Annotated in this window: 22 protein-coding genes; 14 read left to right on the top strand and 8 right to left on the bottom strand. The window is 68.9% G+C overall.

The window, feature by feature from the left end:
* Positions 1-58: 58 nt before the first annotated feature.
* Together AB0N80_RS02275 and AB0N80_RS02270 are read left to right on the top strand one after the other, a co-directional pair.
* Positions 59-1,000 (top strand): alpha-L-glutamate ligase, encoded by a 942-nt coding sequence (locus tag AB0N80_RS02275; RefSeq protein WP_363577330.1) that lies wholly within the window; start codon positions 59-61, stop codon positions 998-1,000.
* The gene (locus tag AB0N80_RS02270; RefSeq protein WP_363577328.1) at positions 993-2,306 is read left to right on the top strand and encodes a PLP-dependent transferase; all 1,314 of its coding nucleotides are present in this window, start codon (positions 993-995) and stop codon (positions 2,304-2,306) included. Before AB0N80_RS02275 ends, AB0N80_RS02270 begins: the two co-directional genes overlap by 8 nt.
* 2 nt (positions 2,307-2,308) lie before the next feature.
* Here the strand turns inward: AB0N80_RS02270 and AB0N80_RS02265 are convergent, their stop codons facing one another.
* Positions 2,309-3,370 carry an LLM class flavin-dependent oxidoreductase gene (locus AB0N80_RS02265; protein ID WP_363577326.1) on the bottom strand — a complete coding sequence of 354 codons (1,062 nt, stop codon included), beginning with the start codon at positions 3,368-3,370 and terminating at the stop codon, positions 2,309-2,311.
* A gap of 124 nt (positions 3,371-3,494) precedes the next feature.
* Between AB0N80_RS02265 and sfnG the strand changes: the two genes are divergently transcribed.
* Together sfnG and AB0N80_RS02255 are read left to right on the top strand one after the other, a co-directional pair.
* Entirely contained in the window at positions 3,495-4,628 is a 1,134-nt protein-coding gene (gene sfnG, locus AB0N80_RS02260) for a dimethylsulfone monooxygenase SfnG (RefSeq protein ID WP_363577324.1), read from the top strand.
* A gap of 105 nt (positions 4,629-4,733) precedes the next feature.
* Positions 4,734-5,774 carry a putative FMN-dependent luciferase-like monooxygenase gene (locus tag AB0N80_RS02255; RefSeq protein WP_363577322.1) on the top strand — a complete coding sequence of 347 codons (1,041 nt, stop codon included), beginning with the start codon at positions 4,734-4,736 and terminating at the stop codon, positions 5,772-5,774.
* 7 nt (positions 5,775-5,781) lie between these two features.
* Here AB0N80_RS02255 and AB0N80_RS02250 read toward each other — a convergent pair whose 3' ends face one another.
* Positions 5,782-6,684 (bottom strand): LysR family transcriptional regulator, encoded by a 903-nt coding sequence (locus AB0N80_RS02250; RefSeq protein ID WP_363577320.1) that lies wholly within the window; start codon positions 6,682-6,684, stop codon positions 5,782-5,784.
* 105 nt (positions 6,685-6,789) lie between these two features.
* Between AB0N80_RS02250 and AB0N80_RS02245 the strand changes: the two genes are divergently transcribed.
* From AB0N80_RS02245 to AB0N80_RS02220, 6 genes are all read left to right on the top strand, one after another.
* Complete coding sequence (locus AB0N80_RS02245; protein WP_363577318.1) at positions 6,790-8,148, top strand: MFS transporter; 1,359 nt, start codon at positions 6,790-6,792, stop codon at positions 8,146-8,148.
* A 5-nt stretch (positions 8,149-8,153) separates the two neighbouring features.
* On the top strand, positions 8,154-8,903 hold the full coding sequence (locus AB0N80_RS02240) for a 3-hydroxybutyrate dehydrogenase (protein WP_315994157.1): 750 nt from the start codon (positions 8,154-8,156) through the stop codon (positions 8,901-8,903).
* 204 nt (positions 8,904-9,107) lie between these two features.
* On the top strand, positions 9,108-10,739 hold the full coding sequence (locus AB0N80_RS02235; protein ID WP_363577315.1) for an ABC transporter substrate-binding protein: 1,632 nt from the start codon (positions 9,108-9,110) through the stop codon (positions 10,737-10,739).
* Positions 10,740-10,809: 70 nt separating this feature from the next.
* Complete coding sequence (locus tag AB0N80_RS02230; protein WP_315994159.1) at positions 10,810-11,883, top strand: ABC transporter permease; 1,074 nt, start codon at positions 10,810-10,812, stop codon at positions 11,881-11,883.
* A gap of 1 nt (position 11,884) precedes the next feature.
* Positions 11,885-12,949: an ABC transporter permease gene (locus tag AB0N80_RS02225; RefSeq protein WP_363577314.1), complete on the top strand. Its 1,065-nt coding sequence runs from the start codon at positions 11,885-11,887 to the stop codon at positions 12,947-12,949.
* Positions 12,946-14,637, top strand: a complete 1,692-nt coding sequence (locus tag AB0N80_RS02220; RefSeq protein ID WP_363577312.1) for an ABC transporter ATP-binding protein — start codon at positions 12,946-12,948, stop codon at positions 14,635-14,637. The genes AB0N80_RS02225 and AB0N80_RS02220 overlap by 4 nt, the downstream gene beginning before the upstream one ends.
* Before the next feature lie 146 nt (positions 14,638-14,783).
* Here the strand turns inward: AB0N80_RS02220 and AB0N80_RS02215 are convergent, their stop codons facing one another.
* From AB0N80_RS02215 to AB0N80_RS02190, 6 genes are all read right to left on the bottom strand, one after another.
* Positions 14,784-15,908: a hypothetical protein gene (locus tag AB0N80_RS02215; protein WP_363577310.1), complete on the bottom strand. Its 1,125-nt coding sequence runs from the start codon at positions 15,906-15,908 to the stop codon at positions 14,784-14,786.
* A 61-nt stretch (positions 15,909-15,969) separates the two neighbouring features.
* Complete coding sequence (locus AB0N80_RS02210; RefSeq protein WP_315994163.1) at positions 15,970-16,770, bottom strand: hypothetical protein; 801 nt, start codon at positions 16,768-16,770, stop codon at positions 15,970-15,972.
* A complete protein-coding gene (locus tag AB0N80_RS02205) occupies positions 16,767-17,090 on the bottom strand; it encodes a hypothetical protein (protein ID WP_315994164.1) in 324 nt (107 codons plus the stop codon). Before AB0N80_RS02205 ends, AB0N80_RS02210 begins: the two co-directional genes overlap by 4 nt.
* Positions 17,083-17,631 (bottom strand): hypothetical protein, encoded by a 549-nt coding sequence (locus AB0N80_RS02200; protein ID WP_315994165.1) that lies wholly within the window; start codon positions 17,629-17,631, stop codon positions 17,083-17,085. Before AB0N80_RS02200 ends, AB0N80_RS02205 begins: the two co-directional genes overlap by 8 nt.
* Complete coding sequence (locus AB0N80_RS02195; protein WP_315994166.1) at positions 17,628-17,918, bottom strand: WXG100 family type VII secretion target; 291 nt, start codon at positions 17,916-17,918, stop codon at positions 17,628-17,630. Before AB0N80_RS02195 ends, AB0N80_RS02200 begins: the two co-directional genes overlap by 4 nt.
* Before the next feature lie 92 nt (positions 17,919-18,010).
* The gene (locus tag AB0N80_RS02190) at positions 18,011-19,165 is read right to left on the bottom strand and encodes a hypothetical protein (RefSeq protein ID WP_363577308.1); all 1,155 of its coding nucleotides are present in this window, start codon (positions 19,163-19,165) and stop codon (positions 18,011-18,013) included.
* A gap of 188 nt (positions 19,166-19,353) precedes the next feature.
* Between AB0N80_RS02190 and rpsF the strand changes: the two genes are divergently transcribed.
* The 4 genes from rpsF to rplI all read left to right on the top strand — a co-directional run bounded on the left by rpsF (position 19,354) and on the right by rplI (position 21,092).
* Positions 19,354-19,746, top strand: coding sequence for a 30S ribosomal protein S6 (gene rpsF / locus AB0N80_RS02185; protein WP_058622540.1), 393 nt, complete (start codon positions 19,354-19,356; stop codon positions 19,744-19,746).
* A gap of 5 nt (positions 19,747-19,751) precedes the next feature.
* On the top strand, positions 19,752-20,270 hold the full coding sequence (locus tag AB0N80_RS02180) for a single-stranded DNA-binding protein (RefSeq protein ID WP_076673071.1): 519 nt from the start codon (positions 19,752-19,754) through the stop codon (positions 20,268-20,270).
* Between the two features lie 104 nt (positions 20,271-20,374).
* On the top strand, positions 20,375-20,629 hold the full coding sequence (gene rpsR, locus AB0N80_RS02175; protein ID WP_013584646.1) for a 30S ribosomal protein S18: 255 nt from the start codon (positions 20,375-20,377) through the stop codon (positions 20,627-20,629).
* A gap of 10 nt (positions 20,630-20,639) precedes the next feature.
* Positions 20,640-21,092 carry a 50S ribosomal protein L9 gene (gene rplI / locus AB0N80_RS02170; RefSeq protein WP_295839745.1) on the top strand — a complete coding sequence of 151 codons (453 nt, stop codon included), beginning with the start codon at positions 20,640-20,642 and terminating at the stop codon, positions 21,090-21,092.
* Positions 21,093-21,102 lie beyond the last annotated feature (10 nt).

Below are 21,102 nucleotides of genomic sequence, written 5' to 3'. Positions count from 1 at the left end.
GTGTCGCCTCGTGACGGCGGGAGAGCGCGATGTCGGAGCCTCGCGTTAGCCTGGCCGCATGTCGGGCAAGGTCTATGTCATCCACGAAAATCCCCAGTGGATCCCGCCGTTCGCTGCGGCGTTCGAAGCCGAGGGCGTGCCATTCGAGGAGTGGATGCTCACCGACGGGTCGATCGACCTGGCCGTCGAGCCGCCAGAGGGCATTTTCTGGTCGCGCCTGAGCGCCTCCGCGCACACGCGCGACCACGCCCACAGCAAGGAGTTCGGGCGCGCCGTCCTGCGGTGGCTCTCGTCGTGGGGACGAACGGTGATCAACGGCGCAGATGTGCTCGAACTCGAGGTCAGCAAGGTCGCGCAGCACGCGGCGCTGAGACACGCGGGCATCGATGTCCCGCGTACGGTGGCGGTGTTCGGCATCGACGACCTCGTCAGCCAGGCCGAGCAGTTCGGCGCCCCGTTCATCAGCAAGCACAACCAGGGCGGCAAGGGTCTCGGCGTGCGGCGGTGGGAGACGGTCGACGAGTTCGCGGAGTGGGTCGGCAGCCCCGACTTCGAGCCCTCCCCCGACGGGATCACGCTCCTGCAGGAGCTCCTGGTCGCCGCGTCGCCATTCATCACCCGGGCGGAGTTCGTGGCGGGTGAGTTCGTCTACGCCGTTCGCGTCGACACCAGCGCCGGCAGCTTCGAGCTGTGCCCCGCCGAGGCGTGCGCCGTCCCCGGCGCAGACGGAGCGGAACCGGAACCCCTTTTCCGCCGTCGCGATGATGTCGACCCTGTGCTCATCGACCGCTACCTCGCCTTCCTCGCAGCCGAGGGAGTGGGTATCGCCGGCATCGAGTTCATCGAGACCCGCGATGGTCGCACCGTGACCTACGACGTCAACACCAACACGAACTACAACCCCGACGTCGAGGCCACCGCTCCCCGCTCGGGCCCTCGTGAGGTCGCCCGTTGGCTCGGCTCTCTGCTCCCGAAGGAAGCGGTCGGTCTGCGTGGCTGAACCGGCTGCTCCTCACACCGACTGGACGGGATTCGGGTTCGCGACCCGCCAAGTCCACGCCGGCGAAGAAGAAGACCTGACGCACGGATCGCGGATCACCCCCGTGCACCTGTCGGCGGCATACCGGTTCCGGTCGTTCCAGGAGGCCACCGACCGGTTCGGAGCGGTCGACCTCGGCCACCTGTACTCCCGCAACGCCAACCCCACCAACCAGGTGGCCGAACGGCGTCTCGCCTCGCTCGAGGGCGGGTCCGGGGCGCTCGTTGTGGGATCCGGACAGGCGGCCATCTCGATGGCGCTCCTCGGTCTCGCGGGCAGCGGCGAGCACATCGTGTCCACGGCGAGCATCTACAGCGGCACGCGCGTGCTCTTCGACCGCACGTTCGCGCGTCTCGGCGTCACTGTCGAGTACGTCTGGAACCCCGGTGACGACGCGGAGTGGGACGCCCTCATCCGACCCGAGACGAAGGCGATCTTCACCGAGACCCTCCCGAACCCGAAGAACGACGTGGTCGATATCGACGCCGTCGCGCGGGTGGCGCGCCGCCACGGCATCCCTCTCGTGGTCGACAACACCATCGCGACGCCGTTCCTCATCCGGCCGATCGAGCACGGCGCCGACGTCGTCGTGCACTCCGCGACGAAGTTCCTCTCGGGGCACGGTGCCAATCTCGCCGGCGCTGTCGTCGATGGCGGAACGTTCGACTGGGCGGCATCCGATCGCTCCTACCCGGCGCTCACCGAGACGCCCGTGGCCACGCATCCGTCGTTCGTCGAGGCCTTCGGTGCGCGCGCCTTCGAACTGTCGCTGCGTTTCGGAATAGCCAACGACACCGGACCGGCGCTGTCGCCGCTGAACGGCTTCCTCCTGCAACAGGGCATGGAGACCCTGTCGGTTCGCATGCGTCAGCACCTCGCGAGCGCCCGCACCATCGCCGAATGGCTCGATCAGCACGAAGCGGTGGAGAGCGTCGACTACGCCGGTCTCCCCTCGCATCCGCAGCACGCGCTCGCACAGCGGGACTATGACGGCCTGTCGGGCTCGGTCTTCTCCTTCACCGTGGCAGGCGGCCGCGCCGCCGCGGAGCGCTTCTTCGACGCTCTCCGCCTGTTCAGCCGCATGACGAACATCGGCGACACGCGTTCCATGGCGCTGCATCCCGCGACCACCACGCACCTCGGCTTCGCGCAGGAGACGCGCGACCGCCTCGGCATCGGTGACGGCCTCATCCGCCTGTCGATCGGCCTCGAGGACGCCGACGATCTCATCGCCGATCTCGAGCACGCGCTGCGCGCAGCGCACTGAGGTCACGCGTCGCGCTGCGCCTCCAAGCGCCGCACGCGCGGGATGACCTCTTCCGCGAAGCGCTGCAACTCAGGCAGGTGCGGCGAGAACTGCAGCAGCAGCGTCGAGACACCCACGTTCGCGAACTGCACGATGCGCTCGGCGACCTGGTCGGGCGTTCCGACGAGGTTGGGGCGGAGGCCACGGTTCGACACCGAGTACTCCTTGAGGTCGACCTGGGTGTCGAGCTTCGACTTGCTCACGAAGTCCTGGTACGACCCGTATGCCGCTCCCCCGCGCACGTCGGTGATGCGGTCGATCTCGGCCTGCGCCTCGTCCTCCGTGGCGCGCACGACCGCATAGGCGGCCATCCCGAACGCCTCGAACGGCGTGGCCCCCGCCTCCGCGCGGCGGCGGCGCATGTCGGCGACCTTGACCTCGAGCTCGTCGAGCGTGCCGCCGTGCGTCAAATACGCGTCGGCGAAGCGCGTGATCGCCGTACGGCCCGCCTCGCTCTCGCCGCCCGCGTACAACCGCGGCACGACCCGCGGCTTCGGCTCGGTGTACGTGCCCTCGGTGCGGTAGTACTCGCCCTCGTACGCGAACGGCGTCTGCGACCACAGGCCGCGCAGCACTTCGACCCACTCGATGGTCCGCGCGTAGCGATCGTCGTGCGCGCTGAACAGACCGTCGTACTGCTTGGCCTCCTCGGCCCACCACGCCGAGACGACGTTCAACGTGAATCGGCCGCCGCTGATCTCGTCGATCGTCGCAGCCTGCTTCGCGGTGTGAAACGGGTTGTGGAAACCGGGGCGCACGGCGGTCATCAGCTCGAGGGTCGACGTCACCGCGGCGAGTCCCGCCGTCACCGCCCACGCATCGAGCGACGGCGCCTCGACGCCCTTGATGTCGTTCAGGTTGAGCTCGGGGATGAGGGTCAGATCGAAACCGCCCTCCTCGGCGACCCGGGCGATCTCGGCGATGTGAGCGAAGGAGACGGGCGTCCGTTCGTCGTCGACGTTGCGCAACCAGCCGCCGAAGATCGGGGTCCAGTAGCCGAAACGCACGCGCTGGGGGGAGGTCATGGCATCCATCCTGACCCGGTCGACGTCGTGTGTCGTCACGCGAGGAAACGGTCCGTCACACACCGTTGCCCGATGTCGACGGCGGTGCGACGGTAGCCGGGTTCCGATTCGCGAGGAGGACCCCGTGACCGATCCCACTCCCACCCACGAGCCGCTGAAGTTCGCCTACTGGGTGCCCAACGTCAGCGGCGGGCTGGTCATCAGCTCGGTCGAGCAGCGCACCGACTGGGGCTACGACTACAACGTCGAACTGGCGCAGACGGCGGAGCGCGTCGGCTTCGAGTACGCCCTGAGCCAGGTGCGCTACGCCTCGAGCTACGGGGCGGCACAGCAGCACGAGTCGACCTCGATCAGCCTCGCCCTGCTGCTGGCCACCGAGAAGCTGAAGGTGATCTCGGCGATACACCCCGGGATCTGGCATCCGGCGGTGTTGGCGAAGTTCATCAACACGGCCGATCAGTTCTCGCACGGACGCGCGGCGGTCAACGTCGTCAGCGGCTGGTTCAAAGACGAATACACCGATCTGGGGCTCGAGTGGCTCGAGCACGACGAGCGGTACGAGCGCGCGGCCGAGTTCATCCAGGTGCTGCGGGGGCTGTGGACGCAGGAGACCTTCTCGTTCCACGGGAAGTACTACGACATCACCGACTTCACGCTGCGTCCGTTCCCGTACGAGGTGCCGGGGCGTCCGCATCCCGAGATCTTCCAGGGCGGCAACTCGACAGCTGCCCGCTTCAACGGCGGGGCGTTCTCGGACTGGTACTTCTCGAACGGTAAGGACTTCGACGGCTTCACCGAGCAGTACGACGACGTCACCCGTGTCGCCGCGGAGCACGGTCGTCGCACGCGGTTCGGGCTGAACGGCTTCGTCATCCAGCGCGACAGCCGGGCCGAGGCCGAGGCGCAGCTGCGCGAGATCATCGCGCACGCCGATGGAGGGGCCGTCGAGGGCTTCCGCCGCAGCGTCCAGGAGGCGGGGAACGCGACGACGGACAAGAAGGGCATGTGGGCGGACTCGTCGTTCGAAGATCTGGTGCAGTACAACGACGGCTTCCGTACGCAGCTCTTCGGCGACGCCGAACAGATCGCGGAGCGCATCATCGCCTACAAGAAGCGCGGAGTCGACCTGTTCCTCCTCGGCTTCTTGCACTTCCAGGAAGAGCTCGAGCGCTTCGGTGAGACGGTCATCCCGATCGTGCGGGAGCTCGAGGCAGATCTCGCCCGCACCGGCGACCCGATCGAGGTCGCCGCGCGCTGAGAAGGGCGTGGGAGTCGTCGCCCACCCGCCTGCTCCCCCGGCACTCGTCCTAGCCTGGACGTCGACGACATTCCGCACCGGGAATGAGTGGGAGAGGACGACGGGATGACGAGTGCACGGCTCGGTTTCTTCACGCGGCTGCTGGATGCCGGTACCGACGGCGAGCGGTATCGCACCGGGCTCGCGCAGGTGCGCGCCGCTGAAGAGCACGGGTTCGCCTCCGCGTGGGTCGCGCAGCACCACTTCGACCGGGATGAGGGCGGGCTGCCGTCCCCGTTCCCCTTCCTCGCGGCGGCTGCGGTGCAGACCGAGCGCATCGCCCTCGGCACCGGTATCGTCACCCTGCCCCTCGACGATCCGGTGCGGGTGGCGGAGGACGCCGCCGTCGTCGATGCCCTGAGCGGGGGTCGCGTCCAGCTCGGCATCGGTACGGGCGGAACCCCGTCATCATTCGCCGCGTTCGAGCGTTTCTCCGACGACCGACGCGAAATACAGGCCGCTCACGTGGCGGTGCTGCGGGATGCGTTCGCCGGGCGCGGCATCCGCGGGACGGAGCTGCTCCTGAACCCCGCCGCACCGCATCTCGGCGTGCGGCTCTGGCAGGCGACGTTCTCCGTCGAGGGAGGCCGCCGTGCGGGACTCGCGGGCGACGGTCTGCTGCTGTCCCGCACGCAACCGCGTGACGACCGACAGACGCTCCACGAGGTGCAGGTCCCGATCGTCGAGGCGTATCTCGCCGCTCTGCCCGGCGGTGTGCCGCCGCGCATCCTCGCCTCGCGAACAGCGGTGGTGGTGGATGCCGACCACCTCGATGAGGCGTGGAGCGCAGCCGATCACGGTGTTCGGCGCTTGACGCGTACATTCCTCAAGAGGAATGCGAAGGGAGACCTCCGTGACCTCGCACGCCTGACCGATACGCACCTGGGGACGGTCGATCAGGTCGTGACCTCTCTCTCCGCGGACCGGACCCTCGCGTTCGCGACCGATGTGGCGTTCCAAGTGCACTCCGTCGACCCGGCGCCCGCGATCATCCTCCGCTCGATCGAGTTGCTCGCGACGGAGGTCGCGCCGCGGCTGGGACTGCGGACGGGAGCGGAGGCCGCTGCGGAGCTCCGCGAGGTGGGAACGCCGTCCATCTCGTCCTGACCGGGCGTCACCCTCGGCCGGCGAGCATCGCCGCTGCCCGCGCCGTCTGCTCGCGCAGCGCGTCGGCCAGGGCCACGACGGCGGGGATCCGCAGGGAGTCGGCGCGCACGATCATCCAGTACGGCAGGCTCTCGCTCACCTCCTCGGGGAGCAACCGCTCGAGATCGTCGTGCCGGTCGGCCGTGAAGCACGGCAGCAGCCCGATCCCGGCGCCCGCGCGCGTCGCCTCGACCTGCACGAGCACGTTGGTCGAGCTCAGGCCGTCGCGCATGTGCGGCACGACGCGGCGCGGCAGATCGAGGGCTTCGACCTGCAGCATCGCGTCGACGAAGTACACGAGCCGATGCTGCTCGAGGTCTTCCATGCGCGCGGGTCGACCGGCCCGGGCGAGGTAAGCAGAGGACGCGTACAGACCGAGCGTGTAGCGCCCGAGCTCGACGGCGTGCCCCCGCGACGACTGCGGCTCCCCCACCACCACTTCGACGTCGAGCCCGGGGTGCAGGGCTGCCCGTCGCTGCGCCGTGACGATCTCGACCGAGAGCTCGGGATGCCGTTCCCGCAGAGCCGCGACCGCGGGAGCCGCGATGTAGGCGCTGAAGCCGTCGGTGGCCGACATCCTCACGACGCCGGACACGGGGTCGGGTTCGACTCCCCCGCCGGCGAGGTGCGACATCGCCGCCTCGATGCGGCCCGCCGTCTCGACCGCGTGATGACCGAGGGGCGTCAGCGCCCACCCGCGGCCGGATGCCGAGACGACCCGGCCGCCGAGGGCGTCTTCGAGCGCCGAGATCCGCCGCGCGACTGTCGTGTGGTCGACGCCACGAAGCTGTGCCGCGGCCGTGTAGCGCCCGGTACGCGCGACCGCGAGGAGCGTAAGGAGGTCGTCGGCGCGGACGGTCGTGGCATCCATGTGTGCAATTGTGCACACACACTCCGCAGGACTGGGCATTGCCGCAACGCACGGGTCGCCGCAGACTCGACGACGGATGTCACCGTCGACACCGAAGGAGCCAGCATGGAACCCCCCGCCACGGCGCAGCGCAGCGCCTCCTCCGAAACCTCCACCGGAAAGATCAAGAGGGTCGTCGCCGCGTCGATGGCCGGCACGGTCGTCGAGTGGTACGAGTTCTTCCTCTACGCCACGGCTGCGAGCCTGGTGTTCGGCACGTTCTTCTTCCCGTCGTCGGGCTCCCCGCTCGACGGGATCATCGCCGCCTTCGTCACTTACGCCGTCGGGTTCGTCGCCCGCCCCTTGGGGGGCATCGTCTTCGGACAGATCGGTGACCGCTTCGGACGCAAGCCCACCCTTCAGGCGACGATCATCATCGTCGGCGCGGCGACCTTCCTGATGGGCTGCCTGCCCGGCTTCGCCTCAGTGGGCTACTGGGCGCCCGCCATGCTCGTGGCCCTGCGGTTCATCCAGGGCTTCGCGGTCGGCGGCGAGTGGGGCGGTGCCGTCCTGCTGGTCGCGGAGCAGAGCCCGAACCGCTCCCGTGCGTTCTGGGCGAGCTGGCCGCAGGCGGCCGTCCCGGTCGGAAACCTCCTCGCGACCACCGTGCTGCTGGTGATGTCGTTCATCCTCTCCCCCGCCGCGTTCCTCGACTGGGGCTGGCGCGTCGCGTTCTGGCTGTCGGCGGTGATCGTGCTGGTCGGCTTCTACATCCGCACCCACGTCGAGGAGGCCCCGATCTTCCTCGAGGCCAAGAAGCAGGTGCAGCAGGAGAAGGCCACCTCGTTCGGCGTCGTCGAGGTGCTGCGCCGCTACCCGAAAGGCGTCGTCCAGGCCATGGGCGTGCGCTTCGCGGAGAACATCGTCTACTACATCGTCGTCAGCTTCTCGATCGTGTATCTGAAGGTCGTGCACTCCTACGACACGAGCCAGCTGTTGCTCGCGCTCCTGATCGCGCACGTCATCCATTTCGCCGTGATCCCCCCGATCGGGCGTCTCGCCGACCGCATCGGGCGCAAGCCCGTGTACCTCACCGGCGCGATCCTCAGCGCGACCTGGGCGTTCTTCGCCTTCCCGATGTTCGACACGCTGAACCCCGTAGTCATCGTCGCCGCGGTGGCGCTGGGCTTGGTCTTCCACGCCGGCATGTACGCGCCGCAGCCGGCGGTCATGGCCGAGCTGTTCCCGACGCGCATGCGCTACTCGGGTGTCTCGCTCGGGGCCCAGGTGACGGCCATCCTGGCCGGTTCGCTCGCGCCGATCCTCGCGACGCAGTGGCTGCGCGACTTCGGTTCGTGGCTGCCCATCGCGCTGTACATCGTCGCGGCCTGCGTGCTGACCTCGATCGCCGTACTGTCGCTGAAGGAGACGCGCGGCATCTCGCTGCGCGACATCGACGCCGCCGACGCCGCGCGGGGGAAGTGAGCACCATGACCATCGACCTCAGCGGACGCCGCGCCCTCGTCACCGGTGGTGCCGGCGGCATCGGGGCGGCGATCGCGCGGGCGTTCGCTGAAGCAGGCGCCGAGGTGACGGTCGCCGATCTCCACGTCGAGGGGGCGAAGGCCCTCGCCGACGAGATCGGCGGCCGCGCCTGGGGGGTCGACCTGTCGGACACGGCGGCGTTGGCCGATCTGGAGCTCGACGTCGACATCCTCGTGAACAATGCCGGCATCCAGCACGTCAGTCCCATCGAGGACTTCGCTCCGGAGAAGTTCTCCTTCATGCTGCGACTCATGCTGGAGGCGCCGTTCCTGCTGATCCGCGCGGCGCTCCCCGCCATGTACGAGCGCGGATACGGACGAGTGCTCAACGTGTCGAGCGTCCACGGTATACGCGCTTCGGCATATAAATCGGCGTACGTGGCCGCCAAGCACGGCCTCGAGGGGCTGTCCAAGACGACCGCACTGGAGGGCGGTGCCCGCGGCGTGACGAGCGTGTGCATCGACCCCGGATACGTGCGTTCGCCGCTCGTGGAGAAGCAGTTGGCAGACCAGGCGCGGTCGCACGGCATCCCGGAGTCCGAGGTGCTCGAGACGGTGCTGCTGAAGGACGCCGCGGTCAAACGGCTCGTCGAGCCGGCCGAGGTCGCCTCCCTCGCCCTCTGGCTCGCGGGACCGGATGCCGCGATGGTCACCGGGACGAGCTACGTGATGGACGGGGGCTGGTCGGCGCACTGAGCGGCGGCGGCCGTGTCGGGAGCGCTCCCGCGCGGAGATATTCGGGGGTCCGGGAGATCGCGCAAGAAGAAATCCGAATTCTCCCGTGGGTTTCGGTAATGTAAAAAAACCTCGGAGCAATTGGTGACCAGCCCGCCGAGGACAAAGATGTCCGAAGGATGGCGGCATTTGTCGCGATCGACACTTCACAGCAGAGGTAACGCAATGACACTGCACACCAGCGGTCGAGGCCGTCTCGGTCTCGCCCTCGGCGCTCTCGGCGCCTCGGCAATCGTCCTGGCCGGCTGCTCCGCCGGCGGGGGAGACAACGGCTCCGACAGCGGCTCGGGCGATCCGCTCGTGGTCGGCACGACCGACAAGATCAGCTCGATCGACCCGGCCGGCTCGTACGACAACGGCTCGTTCGCCGTGATGAACCAGGTCTACCCCTTCCTGCTCAACAGCCAGTACGGCACCTCGGACGTCACGCCCGACATCGCCGAGTCGGCGGAGTTCACCTCGCCGACCGAGTACACCGTGAAGCTGAAGTCGGGCCTGAAGTTCGCGAACGGCCACGACCTCACCTCGTCGGACGTGAAGTTCTCGTTCGACCGTCAGGTGACGATCGCCGACCCCAACGGCCCGTCCTCGTTGCTCGGCAACCTCGAGAGCGTCGAGACGCCCGACGACACCACCGTCGTCTTCACCCTGAAGAACGGCAACGACCAGATCTGGCCGCAGATCCTGTCGAGTCCGGCAGCGCCCATCGTCGACGAAGAGGTCTTCTCGGCCGATGCGGTCACCCCCGACGACACCATCGTCGAGGCCAAGCCCTTCGCGGGGCAGTACACGATCGAGTCGTACAAGCAGAACGAGCTCATCTCGTACGCGCCGTACGCCGACTACCAGGGCTCGCTGCCGAAGCCCGAGAACGGCGGCATCTCGGCGAAGTACTACGCCGACGCCTCCAACCTCAAGCTCGACGTGCAGTCCGGAGCGATCGACGTCGCGTTCCGCAGCCTGAGCGCGACGGACATCGCCGACCTGTCGTCGAACGACGCGGTCAAGATCGTCGACGGCCCCGGTGGAGAGATCCGCTACATCGTCTTCAACTTCGACACGATGCCCTTCGGCGCCACCACGCCCGAGGCTGATGCGGCCAAGTCCCTGGCCGTGCGTCAGGCGGCGGCCGACCTCATCGACCGTCAGGCCATCGCGACCGACGTCTACAAAGACACCTACTCGCCGCTGTACTCGTACGTGCCGCAGGGTGTCGCGGGCGCCAACGAGGCCCTGAAGGGTCTGTACGGCGACGGCAGCGGCATGCCCGACGCGGCGAAGGCGAAGGCCACGCTCGAGGCCGCCGGGGTCTCGACGCCCGTCACGCTGAACCTGCAGTACAACGGCGACCACTACGGCCCCTCGTCGGGCGACGAGTACGCCGCGGTGAAGGCGCAGCTCGAGGAGGACGGTCTGTTCACCGTCAACCTCGCGCAGACCGAGTGGGTGCAGTACTCCAAGGACCGCACGGCCGACGTGTACCCCGCGTACCAGCTCGGCTGGTTCCCGGACTACTCGGATGCCGACAACTACCTGACCCCGTTCTTCTCGGCGGACAACTTCCTCGGCAACCACTACGACAACGCCGAGGTCCAGAAGCTCCTCGTCGAGGAGGCGACGCAGACCGACAAGACCACGCGCGAGCAGCAGCTCGGCGAGATCCAGGACAAGGTGGCCGCCGACCTCTCGACGCTGCCGCTGCTCCAGGGCAAGCAGGTCGCGGTCGTGGGCTCCAGCGTGGAGGGCGCCGTCCTCGACGGTTCCTTCAAGTTCCGCTACGCCCCGCTGCACAAGTAATCGATCGGCGGGTGCCCGGTCCCTCGGCGGACCGGGTGCCCGCCGCTTTCCGTCCCCCAGTTAGGTCCTCATGGCCACCGCCGTCGACGCCCCCGTCATCGCCGCGCCCGCCGCCCCCAAAGGCGGCGGACTCTGGCGCTACATCCTCGTCCGACTCGTCCTGATCATCCCCACGGTCTTCATCCTCGTGACCGTCGTGTTCCTGCTCATGCGGGTCACCGGCGACCCGATCACGGCCGCTCTCGGCGGGCGCCTCCCTCCCGAGCAGCTCGCGGAACGCATTGCCGCCGCCGGCTACGACCGCCCCCTCTACCAGCAGTACTTCGAGTACATCTGGGGCGTGCTGCGGGGCGATTTCGGCACCACGATCACCGACAACCGTCCGGTCATCGGCATCCTGCTGCAGTACGGCTCGGCCACCCTCGAGCTGGCCATCTACGCGCTCGTCGTGGCGCTGCTGATCGGCATCCCGTTCGGGCTCATCGCCGCGTACCGCCGCGACCGCTGGCAGGATGCCACGCTGCGCATCGGCGCGATCCTCGGCTACGCGACCCCCATCTTCTTCGTCGGTCTTCTGCTCAAGCTCGTCTTCGCGGTGTGGCTGAGCGTGCTGCCGGTCGCCGGCCGTGCCAGCACCCGCACCGAATTGAAGCTGTCGACTCTGGATGCCCCGAGCGGCATCTATCTGCTGGACGCGATCCGTCTCGGCGACGGTGCGGCGGTGGGCGACGTCCTGACCCACGCGATCCTTCCCGGTGTGGCCCTCGGCATCCTGACCGCGGGCATCTTCCTGCGGCTGGTGCGCACCAACGTCATCGGCACGTTGGGATCGCAGTACGTCACGTCGGCGCGTTCCCGCGGCGTGGGGGAGTACCGCCTCGTCACCAAGCACGCGTACCGTCCGGCGCTCATCCCGATCATCACGGTCATCGGTCTGCAGATCGCCCTGCTGCTCTCGGGCGCCGTCCTGACCGAGACGACCTTCGAGTGGAAGGGCCTGGGCTTCATGCTGAGCGAGTACCTCAAGGCCCGCGACTTCGTGGCCGTGCAGGGCATCGTCGTCATGATCGCCGTGCTGGTGGCCTTCACGAACTTCCTCGTCGACGTCATCGCGGCGATCATCGACCCGCGAGTGAGGTACTGACATGACGGATGCCACGACCTCCACGGCCCTGTCGGAGCGGAAGGTCCCGCTGCGCGACCGCCTGCCCGTCATCTCGCATCTGCGTCGCAGCGTCGGGCTCCAGCGCACGATGCTCGTGCTGGGCCTGGTCATCACGACGGTGTTCGTGATCATCGCGGTCCTCGCCCCCCTCCTCGCCCCCTACGGTTTCGCGCAGCAGGAGGCGGACGGGGTCAAGTTCGGCACGCAGCAGGCGCCGGATGCCATGAACCTCCTCGGCACGACCGTCGGCGGCTACGACGTGCTCTCGCGCGTGATCTGGGGCGCGCAGACGGCGCTGCTGGTGATCGTGTGCGCGATCGCGTTCTCGATCTTCCTCGGCATCTTCCTCGGCCTGGTCGGCGGCTACTTCGGTGGCTGGCTCGACCGCATCCTCGTGGTGCTGTGCGACGCGATCTACGCCTTCCCGTCGCTGCTGCTCGCCATCGTGATGTCGATCGCGATCACGAAGGGCCAGTCGACGCTGTGGGGTGGCATCCTCGCCACCGCCATCTCGATCACCGTGGTGTTCGTGCCGCAGTACTTCCGCGTCATCCGTGCCGAGGTGGTGCGGGTCAAGGCGGAGCCGTTCGTCGAGTCGGCCCGCGTCATCGGGGTGCCGACCGCGCGCATCCTCCTGCGCCACGTGCTCCGCAACTCGACGCGCTCGCTGCCGGTCGTCGTCACACTCAACGCCTCGGAGGCCCTGCTGACGCTCGCGGGACTGGGCTTCCTCGGCTTCGGCATCGAGGCCACCGCCGCCGCCGAGTGGGGCTACGACCTCAACCGCTCGGTCAGCGACGTCACGAGCGGCATCTGGTGGACGGCCATTCCGCCGGGCATCGCGATCGTGCTCGCCGTGCTCGGCATCACCCTCGTCGGCGAGAGCCTGAACGACCTCAGCGACCCGCGCCTGCGTACGCGTCGCCGCGCGGGGCGGGCACCCGCACCGGTCACGGCCCTCGACCCGTCCGCGGCTCCGGCCGACGCGTCGACCACCGCCCCCGCCGGAACCCCGGCCTCGACCACCGACGGGAGCCCCTCATGACCGGCACCGCGGCATCCGTCGCCCGCATCGACGACCTGCGCGTCACCTTCGCCACCGACGGCGCCCCCGTCGCCGCCATCAACTGCATCTCGCTCGAGGCGCGCGCCGGCGAGGTGCTCGCGATCGTCGGCGAATCGGGCTCGGGCAAGACCGTGACCGCGAACACGCTGCTCGGTCTGCTTCCCGAGACCGCGACGCTGTCGGGCGCCGTGATCGTGCGCGGTCGCGACGGCGGAGAGACCGACATCGTCCACGCCACCGGGGCGCAGCTGCGCGAGATGCGCGGGCGCGACGCGGCGATGGTGTTCCAGGAGCCCTCCACCGCGTTGAACCCGGTGTACACCGTCGGATGGCAGATCGCCGAGGGACTGCGGGCGCACGAGAAGCTGTCGAACGCCGAGGCGAAGGCCAAGGCGGTCGACATCCTGCGCCGTGTCGGCATCCCCGATCCCGAGAAGCGCGTCGACGACTATCCGCACCAGTTCTCGGGCGGCCAGAAGCAGCGCGTCGTGATCGCGATGGCCCTGGTCCTGGATGCCGGGCTGATCATCGCCGACGAGCCCACCACCGCACTCGACGTCACCGTTCAGGCCGAGATCCTCGACCTGCTGCGCACGTGCCGCGACGAGTTCGGGGCGACGATCGTGCTCATCACGCACAACATGGGCGTGGTCGCCGACCTCGCGGACCGCGTGATCGTGATGTACCGCGGCGACATCGTCGAGCAGGCTCCGGTCCGCGACCTGTTCGCCGGCCCGCAGCAGGAATACACCCGCGATCTGCTCGCCGCGGTGCCGCACGTGGGCCGGGGGAAGAGCTCCCGGCAGTCGCTGGAGACGCCCGCCCCCACCGCGCCGCCGGAGGGCAGCCTCGTCGTGGCCGAGAAGGTCGAGATCGGTTACCCCGGACGCTTCGGTTCCGCCGGTGTGGTCGCCGTGAAGGGCGTGGACTTCTGGATCGGCCCCGGCGAAGTGCTGGGCCTCGTGGGGGAGTCCGGTTCGGGCAAGACCACGATCGGTCGCGCGATGGTGGGGCTGACGTCGGTGGTCGGCGGGTCGCTCAAGGTGCTCGGCACCGAGATGCGAGGGGCCAAACCCCGGCACCTGGCCAAGACGCGCCCCGACATCGGGTTCGTCTTCCAGGACCCGGCGACGAGCTTCAACCCGCTGCTCACGATCGCGGAGTGCATCGCCGAACCGCTCGTCGTGCACAAGCGCGCCGGCGGCGCCCGGGCCGCGCGACAGCGCGTGGACGAGTTGCTCGACGCGGTACAGCTGCCGCGGGCGTTCGGCGACCGCTACCCGCACGAGCTGTCGGGCGGTCAGCGTCAGCGCGCGTCGCTGGCTCGCGCCCTCGCGCTGGATCCGAAGCTGCTCATCGCCGACGAGCCGACCTCCGCGCTCGACGTGTCGGTGCAGGCGCGCGTGCTGGAGCTGTTCGCGCAGCTGCAGGCCGAGTTCGGCTTCGCGTGCCTGTTCATCAGTCACGACCTCGCCGTCGTCGACGAGGTGGCCGATCGCGTGATCGTGCTGCGCCAGGGCGTCATCCGCGAGCAGGGCACGACGGTGCAGGTGCTCACCCGGCCGCGCGACGACTACACGAAGCGGCTGTTGGCGTCGCTGCCCGTGCCCGACCCGGTCGAGCAGGAGGCGCGCCGCGAGCTTTGGCGAACCACGCGGGGGGCCTGAGGCGCGTCCTTCCGCGTCCGCGCGTCGGGCGCGGGCTCCGGCGGGACCGGGAGCTCCGCCGCGCGCCTCAGCGGCGCCGTACACCCGTGCGGAGGCGCGACGAAGCGGGCCTCACCGGCGCCTGATGGGGCGCGCAGCCGCCCGTCTCACCGGATGAACACGTCGGCGAACATCGTCAGCAACCACCAGCCGACGCCGATCACGACGAACACCCCGGTGACCCAGGAGAACCCGCGGCGCAGGCGTCGGCCCTGCCGCGCGACCCCGGTGGGGGGCGGCGTGAGAAGGGGCAGCGCCTGCGCCGGGGCCCCGGATGCCGCGGCGCCGACCGCGTGCGACGTGGACGGCTTTTCGGCGACCAGGCGTTCGTCGCGCCAGCGCGCCCACTGCGCGAACTTCTCGTCGATCGCCGCGACCGTGGTCAGCAACCACCGCCAGGTCGCGGGGTCGAGGGTCGACAGGTCGCGGCGGGAGTAGAGGAACAGCCAGTTGTCGACGATCTCGACGTCGAGGGCGGCAGCACTGTCGATGAACCGCGCCATGACGTCGGGCGTGAACAGATACAGGGCGTCGCGCTCGTACCCCTCGGGGCAGTAGAGGGCGAAATGCCGGTCGAAGTCGCCCTCGAGGCTCAACCTCTGGCCGCGGCCGAAGGTGACCGGCAGGTTCGACGCGCCGAACAGCCCGTTGTTGCCCACGGCATCCAGGACGATGTGGGGAAGCGGGGTGTCGAGGCGTATCGCGACGTAACCCCACCGGTGCGTCTGCTTGCTCTTGCCCGACCCCGTCTCGTACCGGTAGTTGCCCACCTCGACGAACCGAGGGTCGCCGGATCGGAGCAGATCCCGGGATTCGCGGTCGTGACCGAGGGCGAAGATCATGCCCGGCAGCTCGGGATCGTCGAATCCCGGATGCCACGTCATCCCGTTCGCGCGGGCGAAGCGATCGAGTCGGTAGCGCCGTTCGGCAGCACCCCCGAAACCGCGCACGATCGCGCCGACGATGAACGAGGCAACGATGAGAATGAAGACGACGACCAGCAGCGGCAGCGGCCCGGAGCTACCCCGGTCGAAGAGGGATGATGCGACGGCGGCGAAGACCGGGATGGCGATGAAGAGGAATGCCGCACCGACGATCGCGAACACGATGAATGGCACCACGGTGCCACTCAGCCGGCCCTCGCGACGCAGCTGCGCCGTGAAGGCCTGCGCTGCCTTGCGATCGACCGGCGCGGTCAGCGGCGTCGGATCGAACGTCGTGGCGTCTGTCATGTCGCACCCCCGTGTCAGACCCTAACGGGCGGCATCCGACCCCCGCGCGGGCCCGGGGCGGCTACTGGACGATGGCGAAGCGGGGCGGGTCCCACGCGGGCATCGACGAAAGGAGGTCGTCGAGCTTGTTCGACGTCCCCTGCATCGCCGACAGGAAGAGCTGAAGAGCCGAGATGCCGGCCATGCCGACACCGGCCAGCGCCAGGACCGCGGACAGCGCGGCGCCGATGAGCCCGACGACGGCGCCGACTCCGGTGGGGGAGGAGAGCGCCCCGCCGATCAGCGACAGGATCGCGGTGACCACACCGCCGATGGCCAGGACGGTGCCCCCGACGAGCCCGGCGAGGTTGAGGTAGAAGCTCTCGATGTCGTCGGCCTGGGTGCGCAGCACGCCGGCGACACCGCCGAGCTTGCCCGGGAGCACCCCCAGCGCCCGTACCTGGTCGTCGATGCCGTACTCGTAGACCTTGCTGGCCTTGCCGTCGTCCCAGCTCATGAGGCCGTCGAGCTGGTCCTTCTTGATCTGCAGGTTCTCGGCGGAGCCCGAGATGTCGCCGATCGTCGACGCCATATTGCGCAGCCGGTCGGGGCTGCCGAGGTACGCGTTGCACACGCGGAGCACGGCGATCGTGTCGAGGCACTGCTCGAGGGCGTCGAGGGCGACGGAGATGATGATGTCGGCGACCTGGTCGACGAGGCCGTCGGGAACGAGGACGCCGAGGCCGTGCGCCTGCTCGTCCACCCATTTCTGCACCGCACGACGGATGCTCGCCGGGGCGGAGCTGATGGCGCCGCGGACTTTCGCCTCGGCATCGTCGAGTTGTCCGGCGATGACCTGACGGGTGAGGTCGACGTAGCTCACAGCCCCTCCAATTCCTTCTGGACGGCGTCGATCTCCGACTGCGCGTCGCCCTCGGCCTTCATGTACTCGATCGAGGTGGTGAGCAGCGCGCGGGCGAAGCCCTCGAAGATCTCCTCCCCGGTGTGCAGATAGTCCGAGAGCAGCTGCACCGAGGTGCGGAACTTCGACAGCACTTCGGTCGAGCCCGGGGCCAGCGAGAAGTCGCTGGGGGAGTACGTCATGCCGTCGAGGTCGGTCCGCCACGCGGCCAGCTCGAGGCTCCACTTCTGCCAGTGGTCATTGGCGTCGGACTGCAGGGCATCGGGATCGACATCAACCACGGGATTCTCCTTCGCTTTCCGAGAAGCGGTCGAACGAGTCCGAGGCGAGAGCGGCCTTACGGCCGATCCGCAGGACCTCGTCGGCGATCACATCGACAGGGGTCTGCGTGAGCCAGGCCGGCGTTCCGTCGACGCCGAGGATCGCGCCGTACTGGGCCATGACGCGGAACTGGTGCAGGTCGTCGGCGACCGTGACGACCGGTCCGGTCTCGCCGCGGGCGGCCAGGGTGAGCAGAGCGTCGGCGGCCTCGAGGGGGAGAGGGGGGCCGCTCAGTCGAGCAGCGACGGCGGCATCGGAGAAGGCCGCCGTCACGGACTCGGGTGTGGCCCCCTCGGCGCGCTCGAGGGTGACGGCCGTGACGAGACCACGCTCATCGATCCGGATCGTCGCGTGTGCGTCTGCGGGCGGGGCGAGAGGGCTGAGAAGCTCGCGCACGCGTTCTTCGGCGGCTTCGAACTTCGGCGTCAGCTCCGCGATGCGCTCCTGCTGGGCCCGGAAGAGCGAGAGGGCGTCCGGGGATGCCGCGGCGTCGGTGCTCACGACCAGATCCCTTCGACCGTCGACTGCGCAGCGGCGTACCGATCGGACGACGCCTGACCCGCGCGGGAGGCGTCGGCGACGATCCCGTTCAGGGCTCGCAAGCCTGCCGTCCACTTCTGCTGCGCCGTGCGGTAGGCCTCCATGGCCTCACCGCTCCACGCGGACTGCAGACGTGACGCCTCACTCTCGAGCTGCGCGAGGTGGGCCTGGATGCCATCCGCGGCGGAGCGGAGGTTCGAGGCGGTCTCGGAGATGAGCGCCGGATCGAACGACATTCGTGGACTCATTCCGCCGACGCTACCCAGCGCCGTCGGGCGGAAGGAAGGGGTTTGCGTTTTTCTCATCGCCGTCTCATCTGAGGCGGTGGTCGGCCGCACGGTCAGCGAGCGAGGAAGAACACCAACGGGATGAGCAGGAGGAGCAGTCCCAGCGCGAAGGTTCCGCCGACGATCGACAGCACGATCACCCAGGGGCTGCGTCGCCGTAGCCGGCGGCCCACGGGTGCGACCCCGACGGGCGGGGCGGGGAGGGTCGGTGGCGCGGGGGCGGGGTCGGGAGCACCCCACACCGTGGATGCGGGAGGCGTCCGCGCGGCGAGCGGTGGGCCCGCGGCCCCGGCCGCCATGCGGTCGTCGCGCCACCGGCCCCACTGCTCCAACTTGTCGAGCAGGGCCGCCACCACCGAGAACACCCACGCCCATCGCGCCGGATCGAGCGTGGAGAGCTCGGTGGGGGAGTACAGGAACAGCCAGTCGTCCACGATCTCGACCTCGAGCACGGCGGCGTTGTCGATGAAGCGCGCCATGACGTCGGGAGTGAAGAGATAGAGCGCGTCGCGCTCGTAGCCGGTCGGGCAGTACAAGCGGAAGTACCGGTCGAAATCTCCCTCGAGGCTGAGGTGCTGACCGCGCTCCCACAGCCCGAGCCGGACGCCGTTGCCCATCGCGTCGAGGACGATGTGCGGCAGGGGGACGTCGAGACGGATCGCGATGTATCCCCACCGCGAGGTCGTGGTGTTCTTGCCGTTGCTCACGGTGTACGAGTGATTGCCCACCTCGACGAAGCGCGGGTGAGACGAACGGACCAGGTCGGACGCGGTGCGGTCGCCGCCGATCTGGAAGATCGCGCCCGGGAGGGCGGGCTCGGGGAGCGCCGCCACGTACTCCATACCGACGTCGCGTGCGAAGCCGGCGATGCGCCACCGTCGATCTTCTTGCGCGCGTCGACCGTGGCGGACGGCGAACAGCGCGGCCACGAGCGCCCCCAGGCCGAGGAGGAGGGGGATGGCGAAGACCAGGCCGAGGACGACGACACCGTCGCCGATCGCGGCGCGGAAGATCGCCAGCAGGACGACGAGGAAGAGGCCGGCGCCACCGACGAGGGCGAACGCGAACACGTACGCGACGATCGCCACGGCGGTGTTGGCCGCGGGCAGACGCCCTTCCGTGCGCAGCCGGGCCGTGAAGGCGCGTGCCGCAGTCGTGTCGCCCGGCATCGTCAGCGCGCGGGCGTCGAACGGTCGGATTCCGGTCATGCGGCCCCCTGCCCTCGTCGGATGGTCCAGGCTATCCGTCTCCGATTCCCCGGGTGAGTCGGCATCCGTTAGACTACGAAGGTTGCCCGGCGACGCCCATGCGCGTGTGAGCCCGCGGTGACGTGCAACACACCCTCCTGCTGCCGGGAAATGCCCGTCAGCCGTTCTAGTCCGAAGGAGGTGGGTTAGTGACGCACCAGTACGAACTCATGGTCATCTTCGATCCCGAGGTCGACGAGCGCCAGGTCGCTCCGAAGCTCGACGGATTCCTCAAGGTCATCACGGCCGATGGGGGAACCATCGACAAGATCGACATCTGGGGCCGCCGTCGTCTCGCCTACGAGATCCGCAAGAAGAACGAGGGCATCTACGCCGTCGTCAACTTCGTCGCGACCAGCGAGGCCACGAACGAGCTCGACCGTCAGCTGAAGCTGAACGAGCAGATCATGCGTACCAAGGTCCTGCGCGCCGAAGAAGCGATCGCCCAGGTCGCCGCCGAGGCCAAGCGCTCCGAGGAGAAGGCCGCCCGCAAGGCCGCCGCTCCCCGCAAGGTCGAGTCCGCCGAGAAGGCTGCGAAGTAACGACGATGGCCGGCGAAACCGTCATCACCGTCGTGGGTAACCTCACGGCCGACCCCGAGCTGCGCTACACGCAGAACGGGCTCCCGGTCGCGAACTTCACCATCGCGTCGACCCCCCGCACGTTCGACCGTCAGGCGAACGAGTGGAAGGACGGCGAGGCGCTCTTCCTGCGCGCCTCGGTGTGGCGCGAATTCGCCGAGCACGTCGCCGGGTCGCTGACGAAGGGCAGCCGTGTCATCGCGACCGGTCGCCTGAAGCAGCGTTCCTACCAGGACCGCGAGGGCAACAACCGCACCTCCATCGAACTCGAAGTCGATGAGATCGGCCCCTCGCTCCGCTACGCGACCGCCCAGGTCACCCGTGCCGCCGGTGGCGGCGGGGGTGGCGGAGGCGGCCAGCGCGCGCAGGTGCAGCAGTCGAACGACGAGCCGTGGTCGACCCCCGGTTCGAACAACGGCGGCGGCAACAGCGGCGCTGACGCGTGGAGCACTCCCGGTTCCTACGGCGACGACACCCCGTTCTGATCTTCGCCGCGCTCTCTCGAGCACGACGACCCCCTGAAATTCCGGATGCCGCATCCCGGTCCGCGTGACCGCCTCGGCATCCGAACCACACGAAAGAAGGAAGCATGGCTGGCAAGGCCACTGGCGACCGCCGCAAGCCGCGGAAGGGTGCGAAGAACGCAGCCCCCGCGAAGGCGATCCGCGTCGGCGTCATCGATTACAAGGACGTCGCAACCCTCCGCAAGTTCATCTCGGAGCGCGGCAAGATCCGCGCCCGTCGTATCACCGGTGTCTCCGTGCAGGAGCAGCGCCTGATCGCCCGCGCCATCAAGAACGCGCGCGAGATGGCTCTCCTGCCCTACGCCGGCGCCGGCCGCTAAGGAGCACCCGATGGCAAAGCTGATTCTCACGAATGAGGTCACCGGGCTCGGTAGCGCCGGTGATGTTGTCGAGGTCAAGAACGGGTACGCCCGCAACTACCTCATCCCGCAGGGCTTCGCCGTGGCCTGGAGCCGCGGTGGCGAGAAGCAGGTCGCGTCGATCCGCGCCGCTCGCGAGTCCCGCGCGATCCACGCGCACGAAGACGCCGTGGCCCTGAAGAACTCGCTCGAGTCGAACACCGTCAAGCTGTCGGTCAAGGCCGGCAACGAGGGACGCCTGTTCGGTTCGGTCAAGCCCGCCGACGTCGCCGACGCCGTCAAGGCTGCCGGTCTCGGTGAGCTCGACAAGCGCAAGATCCAGATCACCTCCTCGATCAAGTCGGTCGGCGAGCACGAGGCGACCGTTCGCCTGCGTGACGACGTCACCGCCGTGATCACCCTCCAGGTGGTCGCCGCGAAGTAATTCGCTGCAC

It is taken from the genome of Microbacterium sp. NPDC089188 (assembly GCF_040685155.1).
Classification (GTDB): domain Bacteria; phylum Actinomycetota; class Actinomycetes; order Actinomycetales; family Microbacteriaceae; genus Microbacterium; species Microbacterium galbum.
The sequence above is the reverse complement of the archived record's forward strand: the minus strand, read 5'-3'. Positions and strand labels throughout refer to the sequence as shown.

Excerpts from the sequence above, each read along its gene's own strand:
- AB0N80_RS02195 (WP_315994166.1), bottom strand. The coding sequence starts at position 17,918 with ATGAGTCCACGAATGTCGTTCGATCCGGCGCTCATCTCCGAGACCGCC.
- AB0N80_RS02220 (WP_363577312.1), top strand. The coding sequence starts at position 12,946 with ATGACCGGCACCGCGGCATCCGTCGCCCGCATCGACGACCTGCGCGTC.
- AB0N80_RS02215 (WP_363577310.1), bottom strand. The coding sequence starts at position 15,908 with ATGACAGACGCCACGACGTTCGATCCGACGCCGCTGACCGCGCCGGTC.
- AB0N80_RS02180 (WP_076673071.1), top strand. The coding sequence starts at position 19,752 with ATGGCCGGCGAAACCGTCATCACCGTCGTGGGTAACCTCACGGCCGAC.
- AB0N80_RS02275 (WP_363577330.1), top strand. The coding sequence starts at position 59 with ATGTCGGGCAAGGTCTATGTCATCCACGAAAATCCCCAGTGGATCCCG.
- AB0N80_RS02190 (WP_363577308.1), bottom strand. The coding sequence starts at position 19,165 with ATGACCGGAATCCGACCGTTCGACGCCCGCGCGCTGACGATGCCGGGC.
- AB0N80_RS02230 (WP_315994159.1), top strand. The coding sequence starts at position 10,810 with ATGGCCACCGCCGTCGACGCCCCCGTCATCGCCGCGCCCGCCGCCCCC.
- AB0N80_RS02235 (WP_363577315.1), top strand. The coding sequence starts at position 9,108 with ATGACACTGCACACCAGCGGTCGAGGCCGTCTCGGTCTCGCCCTCGGC.
- rplI (WP_295839745.1), top strand. The coding sequence starts at position 20,640 with ATGGCAAAGCTGATTCTCACGAATGAGGTCACCGGGCTCGGTAGCGCC.
- AB0N80_RS02225 (WP_363577314.1), top strand. The coding sequence starts at position 11,885 with ATGACGGATGCCACGACCTCCACGGCCCTGTCGGAGCGGAAGGTCCCG.
- rpsR (WP_013584646.1), top strand. The coding sequence starts at position 20,375 with ATGGCTGGCAAGGCCACTGGCGACCGCCGCAAGCCGCGGAAGGGTGCG.
- AB0N80_RS02250 (WP_363577320.1), bottom strand. The coding sequence starts at position 6,684 with ATGGATGCCACGACCGTCCGCGCCGACGACCTCCTTACGCTCCTCGCG.
- AB0N80_RS02255 (WP_363577322.1), top strand. The coding sequence starts at position 4,734 with ATGACGAGTGCACGGCTCGGTTTCTTCACGCGGCTGCTGGATGCCGGT.
- AB0N80_RS02240 (WP_315994157.1), top strand. The coding sequence starts at position 8,154 with ATGACCATCGACCTCAGCGGACGCCGCGCCCTCGTCACCGGTGGTGCC.
- AB0N80_RS02265 (WP_363577326.1), bottom strand. The coding sequence starts at position 3,370 with ATGACCTCCCCCCAGCGCGTGCGTTTCGGCTACTGGACCCCGATCTTC.
- AB0N80_RS02245 (WP_363577318.1), top strand. The coding sequence starts at position 6,790 with ATGGAACCCCCCGCCACGGCGCAGCGCAGCGCCTCCTCCGAAACCTCC.